Source organism: Nocardioides sp. YIM 152588 (genome assembly GCF_040191335.1).
Lineage (GTDB): Bacteria > Actinomycetota > Actinomycetes > Propionibacteriales > Nocardioidaceae > Nocardioides.
The window spans coordinates 1-19370 of record NZ_JBEGDJ010000024.1; the positions used below are offsets into that span (position 1 = coordinate 1).

A 19370-nucleotide genomic window follows, 5' to 3' on the forward strand; every position below is an offset into this window, starting at 1 on the left:
CACAAAATGAACGGCGGCTGGAACAAGCTCAAGCACAACGTCGCTCAAGTCTCCGCCACATCCGACCCCGTCAACGGCCTCTACGTGATCGCCCGCGGGACCGACCGCGTCGTCTGGGGCAAGCACAAAATGAACGGCGGCTGGAACAAACTTGCTGACGGCAGCATCTCTGTCGCCTCGCCACGGTGAATCGAGGCAGGCACGACTCCCAAGAGGGCATGGCGGTGGCTACTCGTTGTCGATCCGCGGCGCAGGTTTCTACCGTCCTCCCACGGATCGGCGCTCATCACACTCGGTGACAGGTGAGCACCTGGGTGCATGAGCGCCTTTGCCCCGATCATGTTTGGCGATGTCGGTCCCAACTTCCACCCGGTAGTCTCCTCGAGCGACCTCCGCCAGATCGTCGGCGCACTGCTGACCTACGGCCTACTGATCGCCGTCCTGATGCTCGTTGCATGCGGCGCCACCTGGGCGCTCGCATCAGCCCACGGCAGCTGGCACACCGCAGCGAAGGCGAAGACCGGACTCATCGTCGCCCTCCTCGGCGCGGCTCTCCTCGGCAGCGCGCTCGCGTGGGCGAACTGGCTGCTCGACGTCGGCGCCTCCCTCTGAGTGCGGACAGCCAGGCGCACCTGATCCCCGTCCGACCACGCCATGAGGAGCAGCCCATGTGGATCCACCGCCTCGCCCTGCTGATCCCGATGGACATCGAGATCAACCCGAACTCTGACGGCCTGCCCGGCATCGGCGAGCTCCGCACGATCGTGGGCGCGTCGATGACGATCGGGCTGATCCTCGCCGTACTCGCCCTGATCGTGTCCGCGATCGTCTGGGCGCTCGGCGCGAACTCCTCCAACCCCCACCTCGCGGGTCGCGGGAAGTTCGGCGTTCTCGTCGGGCTTGGGGCCGCGGTGATCTGCGGCGCCTCAGTGACGTTGGTGAACTTCTTCTGGAACGTCGGCCAGGCCGTCTGACCCGTCGCCGCGAAGCACCGCGAGCAAGGAAGGTGAAGCGATGGATGTGTGCGACGTACCGGTCATCTCCGGCGTGTGCGACTCCGCCGGCGAGGCGGCCGCGAGCCTGGTCACCGCGCCGTTCGACTGGCTCGCCCAGGGCACGGACGGTGCGGCAACGATCATGTTCGACGCGGTCTGGAAGGCGTTCGACTCGACCACGCTGGTCGACGTCACCAGCAGCGAGGTCACCGGCGTCTACAACATCCTGTTCGGCGTCGCGGTCTTCGTCATGCTCGGCTTCTTCATGCTCCAGGTCATCGGCGGCATGGTCCGCCGCGAACCCGCAGCGCTGACCCGCGCCGCGCTCGGCCTGGCCAAGTCGATCCTTGGCTCGTTCGTCGCCCTCACGCTGCTCGCGGCCGCGCTCGAGATCACCGACCAGCTCTGCATCGGGATCGTGCACGCCGCCGGTACCAACATGGATCAGATGGGCGAGCGGGTGTCGCTGCTGGTGGCGGGCCTTACGACGCTCAACTTCGCTGCCCCGGGCGCCGGGGCGATCGTGACGATCTTCCTGGCCTGCCTGGCCATCGCCGCCGCCGTACTGGTGTGGATCAGCCTCCTGGTGCGCAAGGCGCTGCTGCTGATCGCGGTGGTCTTCGCACCGATCGCGCTGTCCGGTGCGTCGTGGGACCACACCCGCGGATGGGTGTCTCGTTGGGCAGGCGCGGTGCTCGCGTTGATCCTGTCCAAGGTCGTGGTCGTGGTGATCTTCCTGCTCGCCACCGCCCAGGTCTCCGCGCCAATCGACGGCGACCTGCAGTCGCTGAGCGAGCCGGTGGCCGGCATCGTGCTCATGCTCGTGGCCGGCTTCGCGCCGTACCTGACCTACAAGGCGATCAGCTTCATGGGCTTCGACACCTACCACGCCACGTCGTCGGAGCAGGAGGTCAAGCACGCCCTCAACCGCCCGCTGCCGGTCCCGATGTCCGGGCGAGGAGGGAGTACGCCGCCGAAGGTGCTCGAGGCCAGGAACGGTGGGGGTAATCCGTCTGGCGGCGCTCCCAGCGGAGGGGCGCCGACGCCGGTCGCTGGCGGGTCGTCGGGGGCTGCGTCCGGCGGCGGGGCTTCGGCCGGTGGGGCCTCGGGTGGCGCGGGCGCCTCCGCAGGCGCTGGTGCCGCGGGTGCTGCTGCTGGCGGTGTTGCTGCTGGAGCGGTGATCGCGAAGGAGGCTGCCGGCGCCGGGCCGAAGATCGGTGGGTACGTCGGCGGCGTGGCCTCGCAGCACTCCTCAGATGCGGACGACTCGGTGGCGGCCCGCTCGGCGCCGGTGCCGCACGCGGCCGACCCGATGCTCAACGGCCACCCCCGAAACGGGAAGGCGTGACCTGGCATGACCGCGCCTCTGACGCCGACCACCACGCGGGACGGGCACGAGCTGCGGCCGGTGAAGTTCTCCCGACTCGCGCAACGCGGCGTGCTGCTCGGCATGAGCGGTGCGCAGCTCCTAGTCGCGGGGATCGCCGCGGCGACTGTCGTTTTCAGCCTGTACGCCGGCGGCGCCACCCTGTTCCTCGCCACCGTCCCGATCGTCGTGCTGTGCGGGGTACTCGGCTGGGGCGCGGTCGGAGGGCGGAAGCTGATCGCCTGGCTCCCCATCGGCGCCCGCTGGTTGTGGCGCACCGCGACCGGGCAACTGGTCTACAGGCGCCGCATCACCCGGCCTCGCCCCGCGGGCACCCTCGCGCTCCCCGGAGACGCCGCCGCGCTGCGGCAGCGGGTCGACACCGACACCGGCGCGGTGATGATCCACGACCCCCACGCCGCGACGCTGACCGCGATCATCGGGCTGACCCATCCTGCGTTCGTACTGCTCGACCCGGCCGAACAGGAGCGCCGCGTGACAGCGTGGGGTCGGGTGCTGGCGACCGCCTGCCGTTCGGGGCGGATCGCGTCCCTCCAGGTACTGGAGCGGACGCTTCCGGACTCCGGCAAGGGCCTGGCCGAATGGTGGTCACGGCACGGAAGCCACGACGGATCGTGGGCCTCGACGACGTACGGCGAACTGATCGAACGCGCCGGCCCCGCGGGCGAGCGTCATGCCAGCACGTTGTCGCTGAGCCTCGATCTCAAGTCCAGTGGTCGGGCGATCCGCGCCGCGGGTGGCGGCAACCGCGGTGCGGCGGCGGTGTTGCGGCAGGAGATGGCCACGCTGGCTGCGGCGCTTCGGGCCGCCGACCTGGCGCCATCAGACTGGCTCGCACCCGGCGACCTCGCGTTGATCCTGCGGGCTGCGTACGACCCTGCGGTTGCGGGTGCGCTCGAGCGACACGGCGGACTTGGCCGGGACCTCGCCGCCGCCGGTCCGGTCGCGGTCGCGGAGTCCTGGGGCAGCTCGCGGAGCGACTCGGCCCACCACTGTGTGCTTTGGGTCAGCGAGTGGCCCCGCTCGATGGTGTTCCCCGGCTTCCTCGCGCCGGTGCTGCTCTCCTCAGGGATCAGGCGGACCTTCTCGCTCCTGTACACCCCGCTCCGCGCCGACCACGCTGCCCGCGACATCCGCCGCAAGAAGACCGAGTACGTCTCCGACGCGGCGCAGCGCAGCCGGATCGGGCAGATCGAGGACGCCCAGCAGTCCGCGGAGTACCAGGACGTGCTGCAGCAGGAAGCCGACCTCACAGCCGGACACGGGATCCTCCGCACGACCGGGCTAGTATCGGTCACGGCCGATGACATCGGTGAGCTCGAGCAGGCGGTAGCCGCGCTGGAGCAAGCCGCGATTCAGGCGTCGTGCGAGACCCGGCGACTGTGGGGGCAGCAGGGACAAGCGTTCGCCGCCGCGGCGCTACCACTTTCCCGCCCGCTGTGACGTGCACCTGGCATCTCCACCTGGCGCCAATGCAACCGCGGGCCATGGGTGGATGGCGGCGGAAGACGCGGAGCGGAGGCACTGCTAGATTGCCTCGCGGACTGGGTTTTCGGGGCTCACTCCCCGGGCAGATCGCTGGTCAGCGTGGACCCAAGGCAGTGGATTCGAGCGAATCGAGCACGGTCGGCCGGGAAGACACTTTGGCCGGGCCGCGCTGTCGAGTCGACCACTGGGTAGGGATGCTGTGATGCTCGTCTCATGTTTGCGGAGCCAGACTCGGATACCTTCCTCACCGCCTTCTTCCAGGGTGGAGCAACGCTGGTGGCGATCGTGGCGGGCATCATCGGGGCGCGGTTTGTTGCTGCTCACGGCGATGTTCAGGGTCGACGAGACCGTAGCGAACGTCTCCGGTTGGACGAGCAGTCGCTGCAAGCCAAGTCGGAGCGCGCAGCTGGTCTGGCGCGACGACGGAGGGCTGAGCGACGCGCCTGTAGTGCTCAGTTCCTCAGCGACTACGTTCTGAGCCAAGACCCGCAGTTGATCGAACGTAAGGTCGAGTCGATGGATCCGCGTATACGCGAGTTCTTCCGACAAAGCGTCGAGCGCATTGACGACTTCCTGCCGACGTGCAACGAACTGGTGGAGCGCTGGGGGCCCCGCCCTCTTAGCATCGGCACCCTTCGGCAGGAGGGGGCACCGGTAGCGAACTCGTTCAGCGGAAGCGTCTATGCGCATGTAGTTCTGGAGCGCGCGAGGCAGCAGTGTGAGGCGTCAACAGACCACACCAGGAAATTCCTTAACCTCTCCGACGAAGTCGCCAAACGCGATGCTGCTCGACATCGCCTACTTCAGTCAGAGATCGAGAGAGCGCTTGAGAGGGAGTCCTCCTACGAAGACGAACTCGGCACCGTTCGTCGCCAGCAGGCGGAGTTGCGTAACGAGCTTGATATCCTCGAGGCCGGCGAGGGCTTCCGCCTCGGCTTGCGCGTTCTTGCGCTGATCGCTTCCCTTGTGATCGCACCGCCGGTTGCCCTACTCCTATTCAGGCCGACGGATTGGGGCGACAGATGGCCGGCTTCGGCAGTGGCACTTCTATTCGCGGCTGGTATCGCCGTGATGCTGCGGTACTTGTATGTCTACTCCGGGTTCATCCAAGGAAGATCGGCGCTTCCTGAAGCTGCAAGAGACCTAGTGCTTCCGCGTCGATGGTGGGGTAACACGAAGACTTAGTCCGTGGGTTATTCCTGTCCCACGCCTCGCGGAATGGCATCCTGAGCGCCATATGAAGGAGGGGCCCTAGAGGCCGGTCGAACCCTGTCCGTCGTGCAGTCTTACGACGAGCGCCCTCGCCGTGTGCAAGTTCTGCCGATGTACACACCCGCGCACTTCGTGGTGGAAGTGGTCCAGCAAAGTGTCACCGACGCGTGCATCGGGCCAACCACGGTGGCTCGGCGGGGCGTCGTTGGGACAGAACGTCTGGCCGCCGTGAGGTAGAGGCATCCTTGCTGGTTTGAGCGCCGAACCAAGAGCCCAGCAGGGTGCCCGCGATACCGACGACGGGGTGAAGGCTCCAGTGGCCAGCATGGGTCTGCCCCGCGCCTTGCTCGCGGCGGAAGTGAGGGCTGCGCTTCCATGGACGTGAGGTCAGATGCATTCAACGAACCGTGCCATCGCGAAGAAACATCTCAGTCGGAGACACGATCCGCAGGGACGACGCTGGCACCGCGGAAGCGAGATACACGGCGCCGCCCGCATGGAATACAGGCCCGCACTCGGACTGGGCGTCTATGGCGAGAAGGACTCCTGGACCGTGGCGCCGCGCCGTTCTGAGTGCGAGATGCGGGTCACTTGATAGGTGAACCCATTGGCGGCCCATGCTGGTAAGCCCCGCGCCATCGGAGAGTATGCTCCGCAGGTTGTCCGACGCCGTTCCGTGGAAGAGTGTCGGACGCGCGACTGCTTCGGCGTATTCAATGTCAACGGGACGGGTGTGACCGTATCGCGCACGAATCTTCTTTCCCCTCAACTCGAAACGGGGCTCGTCGATTGCAGCTGCCACCGTTCGCACTTCCACACTATCCGTTCCCAAGCCATTTCGGTAAAGGGCGTCCGACACTGCAGCGATGTATGCCCACCCGCCGCGGTCGAGAAATACGGTATCGCCGTGCCGAAGTTCATATGCCATCGCCCGAGACAGGTGGCGACGCCGCGCGTCGCTAATGCCTTTTAGTTGGTTCTTCTCGTCGACCGCAACCCCACGGCGAACTGACCAGGCGTGCAGCAGATGCGTTGAAATCTTGCGCACTTCAAGACTGCTGGCCTTGTCGCCAAGCCATAGGAGCAGGGCCTCGCCATGCTGCCGTAGTTCCGCATTGCCGTCCGGTGAAGTGAGCAATCCCACCGCACGTGACACGGTTGCGGCCTCCCACGAAACCAGCAGGTGAACGTGCGATATGGCTACGCCTCGGCGAGATAATTCGCGCCTGTATTGCCTGAGCAGGTGCAGTCGAGCATCCCAACCACCGGAGTCGACTGGGAGGAGGGGACGGTCGTCCAGCAGTTGTGCCAACTCCAATCCCGCTGGGCGCCACCCGCACGCCTCGAAGTCAACCGCGACGACCGCGCGATCCGCTCCGATTAGCCAGTTGAGAGGGTGGGCGTCTCGGCGCGGAAGAAATACCGGCTCGCTGCCGAAGAGATTCCACCAGCGATCGAACACGTCGGCGGCGTCTTTTAGCTGAAGTCCGTTCTTCAGCCATCGACCGAAGTCCTTCCGTAGGAGATCGCGACGAACCGATGTTGGCGCAATGGTGCATGCAAGGTGCTCGGTGGCATGGATGACTGCCAGGTACTTTACGACAGTTTCTAGAGTGTTCGACCGCGCAGCAAGATTCTTGGCTCGAAGCGCATCAGGGAGGATCTCGCCGGTGTGGAAGCGACGCGCAACCAACACCTCACAGCCATTGGTTCTTAAAACGTCATCAGGGGGTAGTGGGCTCTTTGCGAGAGTAGCTGGAACAGAGTACCTCCTGCTGAGACCCATCTGCTTGAGGTGCTTTTCCAGATTGGTCACCCTCTCAAGTTCCCTGTCGGCCAGCGCGTTCAATGTCGGCTTGAATACGAACGTCTCAGAAATGACGCCGGAAGGATCCTCGGCCAGGTATACGCCACTGCGGCCACCGAGTCTCTTCCGGTCGATTTCGCGGCTTTCCAAGGCGCGCTTCGCCGCAGTAGAGTAGAGTCCGGCGAGGTTCCTGGAAAGGACGTCTCGCAGAATGTCGCGGGAGCCATTGTGACTTTCCTTCTGAAGTTCATAGGCGACTTGGTGCGGGACACCATCCGGAAGCGCCTCCAGTTCGCGAGCCAGGACCAGCAGTGGCGTTGCCCACGCCTGATCGAAACTTGTGAGGGAAAGAGCATCCCCAATTGCCTCCAGTAGATAAGCCCTGTGGCCGGTAACCTTGTAAAGCTCGAATCGATCAATTGCATTCTGTAGTCGACTGTCAGGGTCCCTTAGTGCTTGCTGACCCTTGCTCCAACTTCGGAGAGAAACGGCAGACTTGAGTAGTTCGGCCTTCTGGCCGACGGCGCGCGCGGGATACAGGCTCGCGAGCTCGCTCTTGGTGGAGGCAGCGATGCTGCGCAGTAGCGGACTTGCTAGAATCTCGGCGGGCAGTCTCGCGAACTCCTGGTCAATCTCTCTGAGAATTTCTCGCGCAATCCCGCGATCGCTTAGCCGCCATTCTCGGGCCTGGGACGCGATTCCGAAAGGAGTTCGCAGTCCTTGAATCTCCGGTACGCGATCCTGCGGAAGCCGCAAGTATGCGCCGACTATCGCTGAACGAGCTGCGACTACGGGGTCCTTGGTGTTCGAAATTGATTTGCGCTGAGCGTCCGCGCGATCGCGAAATCGCGCCCGTCCTTCTTCGGTCTCTGCCGCCTGCGAAAGGCGCAGCCATGCCTCCGCGATGTGCGATGCCAATGCCTCTGTCTCTGCGCCACGAAGGCGCTTCGCCAGATCGACGATTTCTTTCAAGGGCTCATATTCGCCTGACTTGTCATTCAGGCGCAAGAGTGCCTCGGCAAGATAGCTTAGGGAATCTGCGTTGTTGTTTCCGTGAGCAATTGAGTCCTTGATACGGTCGGCCATTTCGGCAGCCTGCTCGCTTGAAAAGTCACCGTGACGCGACTGGAGCACGAGACAAACGCCGAGTCTACCTTGGTATCGGGATCGTTGGCTCTCGCGGACAAGGTGCTTGTTCTCAAGAACACTGCGCATGTAGACCTCAGATGCCCTAAGGCCCCGTACGAACGTCAACGGCTCTCGCCAGTTGACGCTCTTTGCGCGACTGTAAAGGGCCAGTGCGATGATTCCGCGTACGCGTATCAGTTGGCTGCCGAAGTCCTCATCCCGCCCAAGGGTGCGAGCGACTGCGCGAGGGCGGGCGCAGATCCAGTGCTCGAGCAGCAGCAGTTCGAGGAGCTCCCAATAGTCGCGGCGGCTCGCCCCGTCCAAGAGGGCGTTGAAGCGACTCGTGGCCACCCTTCCATCTGTAAGAGCCTCAAAGTGTGCGTCACCGTAACGACCGATGAATGCCTCGATATAGGCTGCGTCGACGGGCTCACCCAGGAGACCGAGCAAGTGAGTCGCTTGTGGGCAGAGGTGCCGGAGATCGGACGCTCGTGCCTCGTAGGGCGGCGGGATACTCACAGCCCGAGGCTATGCCAGCGGTTGTGCGCCGTGAGCGGCTTCCGGCCGTAAGCGTGTCGCGAGTGAAGTCGCGGGCGGTCTAACTTCTCGGCCAGTCGATTCCTTGAGGCAAGAGGGGGGGCTCGCGTACTGCAACCTGGGCGGAGTGTGACAGCTGGTTCGATCTGACCGAGGCCGACCTCCTGCCGCACGCCTTCGGCCGTGCCGGCGCACCTGCAAGGTAGCCATGCCCACTGCCATATGGAGGGTCCGATGCCGATCAACCGGGAGCTCGTCACCGAGACCGACGCCGCCTTAGAAGCACTTCTTGGACTCGCGCACGCGACCCGCTCGATCGACGACCCCGAGCAGATCTACCCCGTCCTCGGCGCGGTCTCCGCGGGCCTGGTGGCGTTGGAGCAGTCGCTGCATCAGTTGGCGAACCGGCACGACTCCGCCGCAGCCCACGGCGTACGGGTGGACGGCGACGGCGGCGCCGGACGAGCTGCCGTCCACCAGGTGGCGTGGGAGCTGCACCGCGCGGCAGAGATGGTGCGCGAGGTCGGCGCCGCGGTCGACCACGCACACGAGATCGAAGCGACGATCGCCTACCCCGCACCGCCGCCACGCCCTGCACCCGCGGTAGGGGCCGCCCGCCCAGGTCCGGGGATGTCGCTATGACAGCGGACCACCGCACCGGGCTGCGCGCGTCCTCTCTGGTGGCGCCCGGCGACGAGGGCCGTCGCAGCCGCCGTCGCCGCAAGGCCGCTGCCCGCGCTCTGCTCACCGAGGACCGCTCACTCCGCCGTGAGGCTGCCCGAGCACAGGCCGAGGAACTGGCGGCCGAGGGTCGCGCGACCGTCGTACTCCCCCGCTCCGGGGAACCCGGCCCCGCTGCCCTGCGCACAACCGGTCGCCTGCGACTCCCTCGGCACCAGGACACCTCCGCCACCTGGGCCGGCGCCTACCCCTTCCTCGCCGAGGGTGGCCTGGGCGCCGAAGGGGTGTTCGTCGGGCAGGACCTGTACTCGGGCACCTCCTTCGTCTACGACCCCTGGGTGCTCTACGCCCGCGGCATGATCACCGCCCCGAACCTGGTGCTCGCCGGGATCGTCGGCGCCGGGAAGTCCGCGCTCGCCAAGAGCCTGTACACCCGCTCGATCCCGTTCGGCCGCCGCGTCTACGTCCCCGGCGACCCCAAGGGCGAGCACACGGCGGTCGCCGAAGCGGTCGGCGGCCGCGCCATCGCCCTCGGGCACGGGATGGCCAACCGGCTCAACCCGCTCGACGAGGGCCCACGCCCGGTCGGCCTGGACGACGCCCAGTGGGCCGGGCAGGTCACCTCCCGACGTCGGGACCTGATCGGAGCACTCGCCGAGACCGTGCTCGATCGCAGACTCACACCGCTGGAACACACTGCAGTCGACGTCGCCCTAACCGGTACCGTCCGCAGCTACGCGACGCCGATCCTGCCGATGATCGTCTCCCGACTCCTCGAGCCCGACCCGGTCGACGACATCGATGGCCGGCTGACCGAGGACGGTCGGCTCGTCGGCCACGCCCTACGCCGCCTCGTCGCCGGCGACCTCGCCGGACTCTTCGACGGCCCCAGCACGGTCCAGTTCGACCCGACCCTGCCGATGATCTCCCTCGACCTCTCGCGGGTCACCGAGAACGCAACCCTGATCTCGGTGCTGATGACTTGCGCCTCGGCGTGGATGGAGTCCGCGCTCCTCGACCCCGCCGGTGGACAACGCTGGGTCGTGTACGACGAGGCGTGGCGGCTCATGTCCCACCCCGCGCTCCTGCGACGCATGGACGCCCATTGGCGGCTGGCGCGGCACTACGGCATCGCGAACATGCTGATCTTCCACAAGCTCTCCGACCTCGACAACGTCGGCGATCAGGGCTCCGCGATGCGCGCCCTGGCGTCTTCGCTATTGGCGAATGCTGAGACCCGGGTCGTCTACCGGCAGGAGTCCGACCAGCTCGGTTCGACCGCGGCGGCGCTTGGGCTGACGGGCACTGAGCAGTCGCTGCTCCCGACACTGGGGACCGGGCAGGGGTTGTGGCGGATCAAGCACAGGTCGTTCGTCGTGCAGCATCAGCTGCATCCGGCCGAGCTCGCATTGTTTGAGACTTCTGGCCGAATGACCGGCGCGTAGAAGGATCGCCGTGGGCCGTCAGGAACACTGCTCCTCGCACAACGCCCGGAGCCGTTCCAGATCCTGAGCCACCATGTCAGCGTCACGCTCGAACTCATCGTCGCTGAGGTTCAGCTGCCGGATGGTGAAGACGACCTCGGCTCCCTCGGGATGGGCGAGCACCCTGATCGGATTGGTCACCGTTTCGCCGGACGGCAGCGTGACGTCGTGGTCGAGTACGCCGAACTCGTTGCGCGGCACGAACCGCACGGTGACGGGTCCCATCGGCGAGTCGACCTTCAGCAGGTCGCCGACAGGCACCACCTCAGCCTGGGCGAGGCCGGCCGCCCACTTCGGCAGGTTCGCGACGTCGGAGGCGAAGGCGTAGACGGCAGCGGGATCAGCTGCGACCACGACGCTGAGATGGCGACTCCTCATGGAGGAATGCTGGCACGACGACGAGGTCGTCGGAGTCTCGGGTCGAGGCGACCTCCGAGCACCTGACTACCGAAACCCATCCATTGGGAGGTCGTCATGCACGTCGATGCCAGCGATCGACAGGCCAAGCTCGAAGCCGTCCAGGCGAAGCTCGTCAGCGCGGTCGGCGAACTGGTGACCGGCGAGGACTGGCGGCGCGCACTGGAGTTCGCCGCTCGGTTCCGAGCCCGGTCGTTCAACAACACCCTGCTGATCTACGTCCAGCACCACTCGGCGTACGAGGAGGGCCGGGTACCGGCGCCGACCCCGACGTACGTCGCCGGGTTCAAGCAGTGGCTCTCGCTCGGACGGCATGTGGTGAAGGGTCAGTCGGGCTATCAGATCCTGGCCCCGGTCACCGCCCGGTTCGCGTCCCGCACCCCCGAGGTCGACACCTCATGGCACCGCCTGAACCGCAGCGAACGCCCCGGACCGGGCGAGGTGGTCAGGTCGCGGATGATCGGGCTGCGACCGGCGTACGTCTGGGATGTCTCGCAGACCGACGGCGACCCGATCCCCGCGCGGCCGACCCCGTCGCTCCTCCAGGGAGCGGCCCCGGAAGGACTGTGGGACGGGCTCGCAACTCAGGTCGAGGACCGCGGGTTCGCGCTTCGGATGGTGCCGGACGCGAGCGCGCTCGGCGGCGCGAACGGCACCACGAACTACGCCACCTACGTCGTCTCGGTCCGCGCCGACATGGAGCCGGCCGCGCGTACCAAGACCCTGGCGCACGAGCTGGGACACGTACTGCTGCACGGCCCCGACAACGTCGAGGCGACCGATCACCGGGGCGTCGCGGAGGTCGAGGCCGAAAGCGTCGCGTTGATGATCGGCGCGGCCCACGGCATGGACACCAGCGACTACACCGTCCCCTACGTCTCTTCGTGGGCCGGCAGCGTGCCCGGCAAGACGCCGGTCGAGGTCGTCCAGGCCACCGCCGACCGCGTCCGGACCACGGCACTCGGGATCCTGGACCGCCTCGCCACGCTCCAGGCCGGAACAGGTACGCCGCCCGGGCTCGAGGCCGCGCAACCGACCCACAGCATCCCCGAACAACCTCGTCCGGCGCCGCAGCGGCGCCCGCCAAGCTTCGAGGCGGTGCGGTTGTGACCGCCCACGTCCGGGTACCGGTGGTCCTGCCGCTGGTCGAGATCGCCATCGATTCGTACGGCGCCGCCGCAGTGACCGTCGACCGCGAGCCCTACGGCGCATCCGAGCCCATCGACCGCGGCGCCGTCGAAGCCTTACTCCTCGACATCGCCGGCGCTCTCGGGCCAGTCCGGGTTCAGGTGACCGAGGCCGACGGCACCACCTTCACCGACATCGTCATTCCTCCCGGAGCCGATGGTCCGTCGGACGCGGAGCAGCTGGCGCGGCCGCCCGACCCGGTCGGCCTCGGCGGCAACGGATTCGCCCCTGGCGAGGACGTCGACATCGCCGTCATCGTCACCCGCCGTTCGGCCGCTCCAGACGGACGCGCCGATCTGCGGCTGCCGCCCGCGCTACTGCGAGCCACCTCCGGGACCCTCGTACTTCTCGGCCGCACCTCGGGCCGGTACGCCGTCTGCGAGCTCGCATGAATCCCCACGGCCGCGCCGTCGACGACCAGCTCGTCAACCTCGCGCTGGCGCTGATCGCGGTACTCGCCGGGCTGGCCGGGATGCTGTGGTTCGCGGCCGCAGCCACCACGTGGGTCACGGGCACGGCACCGCCCTCCACCGGCATCACCAGCAGCCTTCGCTTGCTGGCCGACCCCGGGCACCCCGATGCCGCGTTCGGCGCCAGCGGGCTCTCCCCCGGCGCGTATTGGTTGGTCGTCACGGTCATCGCGACCCTGCTGGTCGGCGTCGTGGTGCTCGGCTGGCGCCTGGCCGCCGAGGTCCGGCACCGCCAGAAGCGGGACCCGCACCGCATCCTCGGGGTCGCCTCGAAGCGCGACGTACTCGCCTCGGCGTCGAAGAAGGCGCTCCTGGCCCGCGCCACGACGCTTCGCCCCAGCCTCGCCCACCCCCACGCAAGCGACCTCGGCTACCGCCTCGGCCGCTCCTGCGGGGTAGAGGTGTGGAGCTCGGTCGAGGACTCCACCCTGATCCTCGGCCCGCCCCGATCCGGCAAGGGCCTGCACCTCGTCATCAACGCGATCCTCGACGCCCCCGGCCCGGTCGTGACGACCTCCACCCGGCCGGACAACATCCAGGTCACCCTGAGGGCACGCTCAACGCTGGGCCCGGTCGCCGTCTTCGATCCGCAGCAGCTCGCCCCGGGGCTGCCGGGCGAGTTGCGTTGGTCCCCCATCCGCGGCTGTGAGGATCCGCTGACGGCGATGATTCGGGCGGCGGGTCTCGCTTCCGCGACGGGTCTCTCGAAGGGTGGGGTCGAGTCGGGTGGCTTCTGGGAAGGCAAGACCCGCACCGCCCTTCAGGGACTGCTGCACGCCGCCGCGCTGGACCGCCGTACGCCGCGCGAGCTGTACCAGTGGACGATCGCGCCCGCCTCCGCCGTCGACGCCGTCGCGATCCTTGCCAGCCACCCCAACGCCGCGGCTGGGTGGGGCGAGGCGCTCGAGTCGATGGTCCACGCCGACCCCCGCACCCGCGACTCGATCTGGGTCGGCGTCTCCCTGGCGCTCTCGTGCCTGGCCGACCCCCGCGTGCTGCAGGCGGTCAGCCCGAGTCCCGGCGAGGAGTTCGACCCAGTCGAGTTCCTCACCAACAACGGCACGCTCTACCTCCTCGCCACCGGTGCCGGAGCCGGCGCATCCTGGGCTTTGGTCGCCGCGTTCATCGAGGATCTCGTCGAGACCGCCCGCCACCTCGCCGCGCCCTCACCCGGCGCCCGTCTCGACCCGCCCCTGCTGCTGGCGCTCGACGAGATCGGCAACCTAGCGCCGCTCCCGTCGTTGCCCGTGCTGATGGCCGAGGGCGGCGGCACCGGCATCACGACGATGCCGGTCCTCCAGTCGCTCTCGCAGGCGAGGGATCGCTGGGGTGACCACGCCGCTCACGCCATCTGGGACGCCTCGATCGTCAAGGTCGTCCTCGGCGGTACGTCGTCGACGAGGGACCTCCAGGACCTGTCAGCTTTGATCGGTGAACGCGATGAGCAGACCGACAGCGTCTCGATCGGCGACTACGGTGCGCGTTCGGTCCAGCGATCGGTACGCCGCGTGTCAGTGATGCCACCCGAGACGATCCGCACACTGCCGTTCGGCACCGGGCTGGTGCTCCTTCGCAGCGCACCACCGCTGGCAACGGCACTCCGCCCATGGACCGGGAGACGGCCACTGTCGTAAGAGTCCGCGGCCCCTGGGCGTGGCAGGGCTGGTCGGGCACGGGCAGACGGGACTTCGTCGCATCACGCAGCCAACAACGTGCTCCGGGTATCGACAAGCAGCAGTCCCCCTGACCGACCGCACGTTTGGCTCCAATTTGCCGAAATCCTCGTCCCATACCGCACATTCGGGATGTGACCCCGCTCGCGCAAGAGTTCCAGCCGCTGACGTGAAAGCGTCTGATCGACTTCCATATCGCCAGCCTCCGAAGGTACGGATGTACTAGGCGGGCTCCACCGCCGACTGGGACTGGTAGTCACGACTTCCGCCTCGATCACCTTGGGGGATCTGTTGTCGAGGAACCAGGCCATCAACACGCTGGTCGCGCGAATAGCTCGGCGGGCAGACATGAGCGCAACAGAGAATCTTGCTCGCACCTATGTCGATATCGCGCCGGTCACCAACGGACTGGCAACGGTCGATCATCAAGTGGTCTACGGGCGGCGCGGAACCGGAAAGACACACACACTCCAGCACCTCGCTCACGAACTCGAGGGTCAGGGGGATTTGCCGATATACCTTGACCTTCGACGCATCGGATCAGCCAATGGGATCTACGGCGACCCCAGTCAGGGTGTGCGGTCGCGTGGCACGCGCCTCCTTATCGACGTTCTTGAGGCAGTTCACTCGGAACTACTTCTGCGCGCCATCGAGGACGACCGCTTCGGGGCATTGCTTGAATTCCTCGATCCACTCGCCGACGCGGCAGCCGCAGTACGCGTCCAAGGAACCGTTTCCGCGACAGACGAGCACGAGATTGAGGATGAAGATAGCAGGCTGTCTCAGTCAGACGCTTCCATTGCACTCTCTCCGCGCCCGACAGCAGCCATGTCTTCTAAACGCGAAAAGCGTTCTGCGCAGCGCGCGCGCCGAACACAGAAGTCCTCTTACCAGGGAGTCGAGGAACATTTCGTCCATTTTGGGATCCTTGGACGTGCGATCTCGGACGCAACTACAAGTATCGAACCATCCCGACTATGGATTCTTCTCGATGAGTGGAGCAGCGTCCCATTGGACCTTCAGCCACTCCTAGCAGACTTGCTTAGGCGCACTTTCTTCACCATCCAGGGCCTCACCGTGAAGATTGGTGCTACTGAACGGCGGTCGCGCTTCGTTGAGCGCCGCACGAACGCCGCGGCCGGCTACGTCGGACTAGAACTCGGCTCGGACACAGCAGCCGCACTAGACCTCGACGAGCACCTGCTAATGCAGGAAGATGGCGATCACGCTCAGATGTTCTTCTCGGAACTCATATTTAAGCATATCCAGGATCTCCTACGATCAATGGACAAACACCTCCCGGGCACAACAAACGATCTGATTGCAGAGATGTTCTCCCATGGAGCCCTGAAAGAATGGGTACGGTCGGCCGGAGGCGTTCCTCGCGACGCAATCAACATTCTCGGCTTAGCCGCAAGTCGCGCGGGAGACAGGCGAATCAGCCTCGAAGATGTACAACTTGCAGCGCGGCAATTTTATCTCCGCGACAAGGAAGCGTCGCTCGCCGGAAACCCCAAGGCAGAAAGGCTTTGGGGGAAGCTTCAAAGCGAGATCGTTCTCTCGCAGCGTTCAAGGACTTTCTTGGTGCGCCGAGTTGCTTCCGGTCCACCCGAGAGCGTGCTAGATCTTTACGACGCACGCCTGATTCATCTCCTCCGGCAGGGCTTACGATCAAACAAGCATCCTGGACAACTCTTCGACGGATATGCGGTTGACTACGGCACCTATATCGACGCCATGGCCAGAATCGACCTAGAGAATGCATGGAGCGCAGCCTCGACACCGTGGGTCTACCAGCGAGGGCAGGCGGTGCTGCCAGACACGTTCGACTCGCGCGTGATCATCGATCCACGTTGAAGCGGCCACTCCGTTCTCGCATTGGCGAGCTCGCGCGCAAGGTCGCAGCAAGCTCGCCGCCGTGCGACCCTGAAATTCTTGCCGTTGAGGCATCGGTTTCGCTCACCTTCGCCAATGCCGGCGCGGAGGAACTCGACCAGCACCAGTTCGATCGCCTGTGCGAAACTGTTATACGACGATGCGCAATAGAGCAGCGCAATAGAGTATTCGAGGCGGAGGATCACTACTACTACTCCACACCGGAAGTTGTATGGCTGCTCGTACTTCGTGGCGATATTGAACAGATTCGAAGGGCGCAATCAGCCCGCGAGGTCGCCCGCTTCTGGAATCTTGCAGACCCAGGGGGCCGGTCACTGGAAGACCCATCGGACTATCACGATCGATTTGGAAAGCAGACTTCCGAGGCGGACGCTATGGCCGATCTAACGCGAGCCTTTAGGTTACTTCCCAACCGAATGGCCAACTTGATTTCAGAGCGCCACTTCTGTGCACCTCTTGCTAGTGCCCAACCTCAAGACAGGTCGCATGGCGCATATCTCAACGCGGTCCAGGGATTGCGAGACCGGATGAACGGGATCGCTATCTAGTTCGGCGACATACCTGTTCAACCGGATTCGGCTGCATCTGCAAAAGCAGATTGTATCAGGTGACGTGCCGGTCCCAGTCCAGCCAAGAATACCTTCACATTGAACGACTGCAGTTCATCCTGCCCGACAGTTGACTCAGAATTGCAATGCACGCTTCCGAGGCGCGTGAGGCCCTCCCGGTCACCGGGGCCGTTGGTGGTGCGCTGACTCCCGTGCGGGTTCATCAACCCGTTGGGATCGTCGACGTGTTCGAGCCCGACGACGTGGCCGAGTTCGTGATCGACGATGGCTTGGGCGGACGCGAGATCGTCAGGGCCGAAGACGCGTAGAGATCCCGGCCGAGCATCACTTGCTCGGTGACGCGCCGGATCTTGCCGCCTGATTGGGTGGCCACGCTGCCGGCCAGTCGGGCACCTCGTCGGGGGTGGCCGAGGCGATGAGACGGGGCGGCGGACGATGCCGCCGGCGGGCTCGACGTCGCGGTCGTCGGTCAGGCCGACCCGCTCGAAGACCAACCCGGTAGCGGCGGCGGTGTGGACGAGGCCGGTGTCGACGAGTTGGTCGTGTTGCGGGCGCGCTCTCGGGGTTGACCATGACCTCGGTCGGTCGGCATGGGTCGCAGGCGACGGGTTCGTCGCTGCCCGGTTGAGTCTGCAGGAACGCGTAGTTGCCCACGCCTCCTGGGACGTCGGGTACGACGCCCGGGCGGTCGTCGCCGAAGCCGAGGAGGCGGCGGACCGCCCGCGTGTTGGCGTCCGGGGACAACGCCACGATCCCGAAGATCAGGGCCACGGTCACTAGCAGCGCAGGGAGCACCCGTCCGTCGGATCGCCGCGCCCCGCGGGCGCCGAGTCGTAGCCGAAGGCATGGTTCCGAGGCCGTATCTGCGGTCGAGGCGATCCAGTACCGCCATTCTCCGCGCCATGTTGCGGGCGGCACGGCGGCGCCGACTGCGCGCGGCGATCCGATAGAGCACGGCCGACATGTTGGCCGAGACCAACGCCGCGCGCGAGCCGATGTCAGGACTTCGGGCCCGACTGGGCTTGGGCGGGGGCACCTGCACACCTGACTCCCACCAGCGGCACCAGCAGCGGTCCGCGCGTCACCGGGAGCCTCCGATGTCGATCCCCACCCAGCTCAGCCTGAACGGCTTCATCGCCACCGCCCCCGACCTCCACTTCTCCAAGGCCGGCGCCCCGCGGTTCCACGCCCGCGTCGGGTGCGAGCACTTCCGCAAGAAGGCGGACGGGACTTTCACCAAGCTCGCCCCGACCTTCCACGACCTGGTGGTCTTCAACGACACCGCGCTGATGGCGTACGAGCGGTTCCGCAGGGGCGACTCGATCGTGGCCAGCGGGTACGTCCACGAGTACGAGGTCGAGGCCGACGGCACCACCGTCGTACGCGACGAGTTCGTCGCCCGTCGGATCGGGCACGACACGCAGCGCACCCGGTACGACGTCCACCGCCGAGGTGCCGCCGCACCGGCGTCGCCGTCCCCCGCCCAGGCGCCGGCCGCCGCGCCGCCTGCGATCGGGAGGTGACCGATGACCACCATCGACGCGCCGCCCGAGGCGCCCGCAGTCGGGTATGACGTACCGGACTCCCCCATCAACTGGCTGATCCTCGAGGCCAGTGAGGCGCGGTTCCAGTTCGAGTCGCTGGACCGGTGGGTGAACTTCCTCCGGACCGCCTACGGCCTGCCGCCCACGATCCTTCCGCCGCTGTGGCACCGTCACGACGAGCTGATCTGGGAGCTGTCCGCGCTCCATCAGCACTGGCTGAACTGCTACGACGCCAGCGCCTCCCCCTCCGCGCCGTTGCAGTGGCACCAGGACTTCGCGCTGGCCCGGGAGCGGCTGCGGGACTGGGTCGCGGTCAACGGCTCGCGGCTGGATCGCGACCGGCCGACGCGGATCACCACCTGGCCCGGCGAGCGCCCCTTCGCGACCGCCGATGAGGTCCCGGTGGTCGACCGGGCCGAGGACTTTCGGCTGTTCGTCGACCAGGACTCCGCGGAGCGCGAGCGCCTCCAGCGCTGACCCGCATCGGATCCGAGCCACAGCACAGCCCACCAGTCGCGCGCCGTACCCCGGAAGAGCGGACGGCGCACAGAACTCTCCCCGAAGGACCACGCTCATGCTGCTCGCCCACGCCCTCGCGCTCGCCGAGGCCCGCACGTTCCTCGCCGCGCTGGCCGATCTGGCCACCACGCAGGAGGGCTCCCGCGCCTATGACCACGCGCTGCACTACCTGGACTCGCTGCACGCCGGCGAGATCCCCGGGCCGACCATCGGCTCGCCAGTCGTCGACCTCGACACCACCTACGGGCTGGCCGTCTCGGCCATCGAGGACCTCGCCACCCACGGCGTCCACCCGCTCCAGGTCGAGCTCGTGCTCGCCATGCTCGAGGACGCGCGCTCCCTCGACGCTCCAGCCTGACGCCGTACCGGCCAGCG

General features: G+C 66.5%; 18 protein-coding genes. 15 read left to right on the top strand and 3 right to left on the bottom strand.

Going from position 1 to position 19370, the window contains the following annotated elements:
• The 6 genes from ABLM29_RS12870 to ABLM29_RS12895 all read left to right on the top strand — a co-directional run.
• Positions 1 to 189, top strand: a 189-nt coding sequence (locus ABLM29_RS12870; protein ID WP_349714519.1) for a hypothetical protein, incomplete at its 5' end; no start/stop codon positions are given.
• 129 nt (positions 190 to 318) lie between these two features.
• The gene (locus ABLM29_RS12875) at positions 319 to 612 is read left to right on the top strand and encodes a DUF6112 family protein (protein WP_349714520.1); all 294 of its coding nucleotides are present in this window, start codon (positions 319 to 321) and stop codon (positions 610 to 612) included.
• Positions 613 to 668: 56 nt separating this feature from the next.
• Complete coding sequence (locus ABLM29_RS12880; protein ID WP_349714521.1) at positions 669 to 974, top strand: DUF6112 family protein; 306 nt, start codon at positions 669 to 671, stop codon at positions 972 to 974.
• 40 nt (positions 975 to 1014) lie between these two features.
• Positions 1015 to 2343, top strand: coding sequence for a type IV secretion system protein (locus ABLM29_RS12885; protein WP_349714522.1), 1329 nt, complete (start codon positions 1015 to 1017; stop codon positions 2341 to 2343).
• A gap of 6 nt (positions 2344 to 2349) precedes the next feature.
• Positions 2350 to 3825: an SCO6880 family protein gene (locus ABLM29_RS12890; protein ID WP_349714523.1), complete on the top strand. Its 1476-nt coding sequence runs from the start codon at positions 2350 to 2352 to the stop codon at positions 3823 to 3825.
• A 258-nt stretch (positions 3826 to 4083) separates the two neighbouring features.
• Positions 4084 to 5055 carry a hypothetical protein gene (locus ABLM29_RS12895; protein ID WP_349714524.1) on the top strand — a complete coding sequence of 324 codons (972 nt, stop codon included), beginning with the start codon at positions 4084 to 4086 and terminating at the stop codon, positions 5053 to 5055.
• A 424-nt stretch (positions 5056 to 5479) separates the two neighbouring features.
• Here ABLM29_RS12895 and ABLM29_RS12900 read toward each other — a convergent pair whose 3' ends face one another.
• The gene (locus tag ABLM29_RS12900) at positions 5480 to 8023 is read right to left on the bottom strand and encodes an RNA 2'-phosphotransferase (RefSeq protein ID WP_349714525.1); all 2544 of its coding nucleotides are present in this window, start codon (positions 8021 to 8023) and stop codon (positions 5480 to 5482) included.
• A gap of 765 nt (positions 8024 to 8788) precedes the next feature.
• Between ABLM29_RS12900 and ABLM29_RS12905 the strand changes: the two genes are divergently transcribed.
• Both ABLM29_RS12905 and ABLM29_RS12910 read left to right on the top strand, forming a co-directional pair.
• Positions 8789 to 9196, top strand: coding sequence for a hypothetical protein (locus ABLM29_RS12905; protein ID WP_349714526.1), 408 nt, complete (start codon positions 8789 to 8791; stop codon positions 9194 to 9196).
• 38 nt (positions 9197 to 9234) lie between these two features.
• Positions 9235 to 10680 (top strand): putative type IV secretion/conjugal transfer ATPase, encoded by a 1446-nt coding sequence (locus ABLM29_RS12910; RefSeq protein WP_502889231.1) that lies wholly within the window; start codon positions 9235 to 9237, stop codon positions 10678 to 10680.
• Between the two features lie 18 nt (positions 10681 to 10698).
• On the opposite strand, the gene ABLM29_RS12915 is transcribed toward ABLM29_RS12910, so the two are convergent.
• Positions 10699 to 11097 (bottom strand): SRPBCC family protein, encoded by a 399-nt coding sequence (locus tag ABLM29_RS12915; protein ID WP_349714528.1) that lies wholly within the window; start codon positions 11095 to 11097, stop codon positions 10699 to 10701.
• A 96-nt stretch (positions 11098 to 11193) separates the two neighbouring features.
• Between ABLM29_RS12915 and ABLM29_RS12920 the strand changes: the two genes are divergently transcribed.
• The 4 genes from ABLM29_RS12920 to ABLM29_RS12935 all read left to right on the top strand — a co-directional run bounded on the left by ABLM29_RS12920 (position 11194) and on the right by ABLM29_RS12935 (position 16324).
• Positions 11194 to 12246, top strand: a complete 1053-nt coding sequence (locus ABLM29_RS12920) for an ArdC-like ssDNA-binding domain-containing protein (protein WP_349714529.1) — start codon at positions 11194 to 11196, stop codon at positions 12244 to 12246.
• Complete coding sequence (locus tag ABLM29_RS12925; protein ID WP_349714530.1) at positions 12243 to 12716, top strand: cell wall protein; 474 nt, start codon at positions 12243 to 12245, stop codon at positions 12714 to 12716. Before ABLM29_RS12920 ends, ABLM29_RS12925 begins: the two co-directional genes overlap by 4 nt.
• A gap of 80 nt (positions 12717 to 12796) precedes the next feature.
• Positions 12797 to 14428 (top strand): type IV secretory system conjugative DNA transfer family protein, encoded by a 1632-nt coding sequence (locus ABLM29_RS12930; RefSeq protein WP_349714531.1) that lies wholly within the window; start codon positions 12797 to 12799, stop codon positions 14426 to 14428.
• A gap of 387 nt (positions 14429 to 14815) precedes the next feature.
• Positions 14816 to 16324, top strand: a complete 1509-nt coding sequence (locus ABLM29_RS12935) for an ATP-binding protein (RefSeq protein ID WP_349714532.1) — start codon at positions 14816 to 14818, stop codon at positions 16322 to 16324.
• A gap of 604 nt (positions 16325 to 16928) precedes the next feature.
• Here the strand turns inward: ABLM29_RS12935 and ABLM29_RS22335 are convergent.
• Entirely contained in the window at positions 16929 to 17426 is a 498-nt protein-coding gene (locus ABLM29_RS22335) for a matrixin family metalloprotease (RefSeq protein ID WP_502889232.1), read from the bottom strand.
• Between the two features lie 603 nt (positions 17427 to 18029).
• Between ABLM29_RS22335 and ABLM29_RS12945 the strand changes: the two genes are divergently transcribed.
• The 3 genes from ABLM29_RS12945 (at position 18030) to ABLM29_RS12955 (ending at position 19353) form a co-directional block, all read left to right on the top strand.
• Positions 18030 to 18455, top strand: a complete 426-nt coding sequence (locus tag ABLM29_RS12945; protein ID WP_349714534.1) for a single-stranded DNA-binding protein — start codon at positions 18030 to 18032, stop codon at positions 18453 to 18455.
• Positions 18456 to 18458: 3 nt separating this feature from the next.
• A complete protein-coding gene (locus tag ABLM29_RS12950; RefSeq protein WP_349714535.1) occupies positions 18459 to 18953 on the top strand; it encodes a hypothetical protein in 495 nt (164 codons plus the stop codon).
• A 97-nt stretch (positions 18954 to 19050) separates the two neighbouring features.
• Positions 19051 to 19353 carry a hypothetical protein gene (locus ABLM29_RS12955; RefSeq protein ID WP_349714536.1) on the top strand — a complete coding sequence of 101 codons (303 nt, stop codon included), beginning with the start codon at positions 19051 to 19053 and terminating at the stop codon, positions 19351 to 19353.
• Positions 19354 to 19370 lie beyond the last annotated feature (17 nt).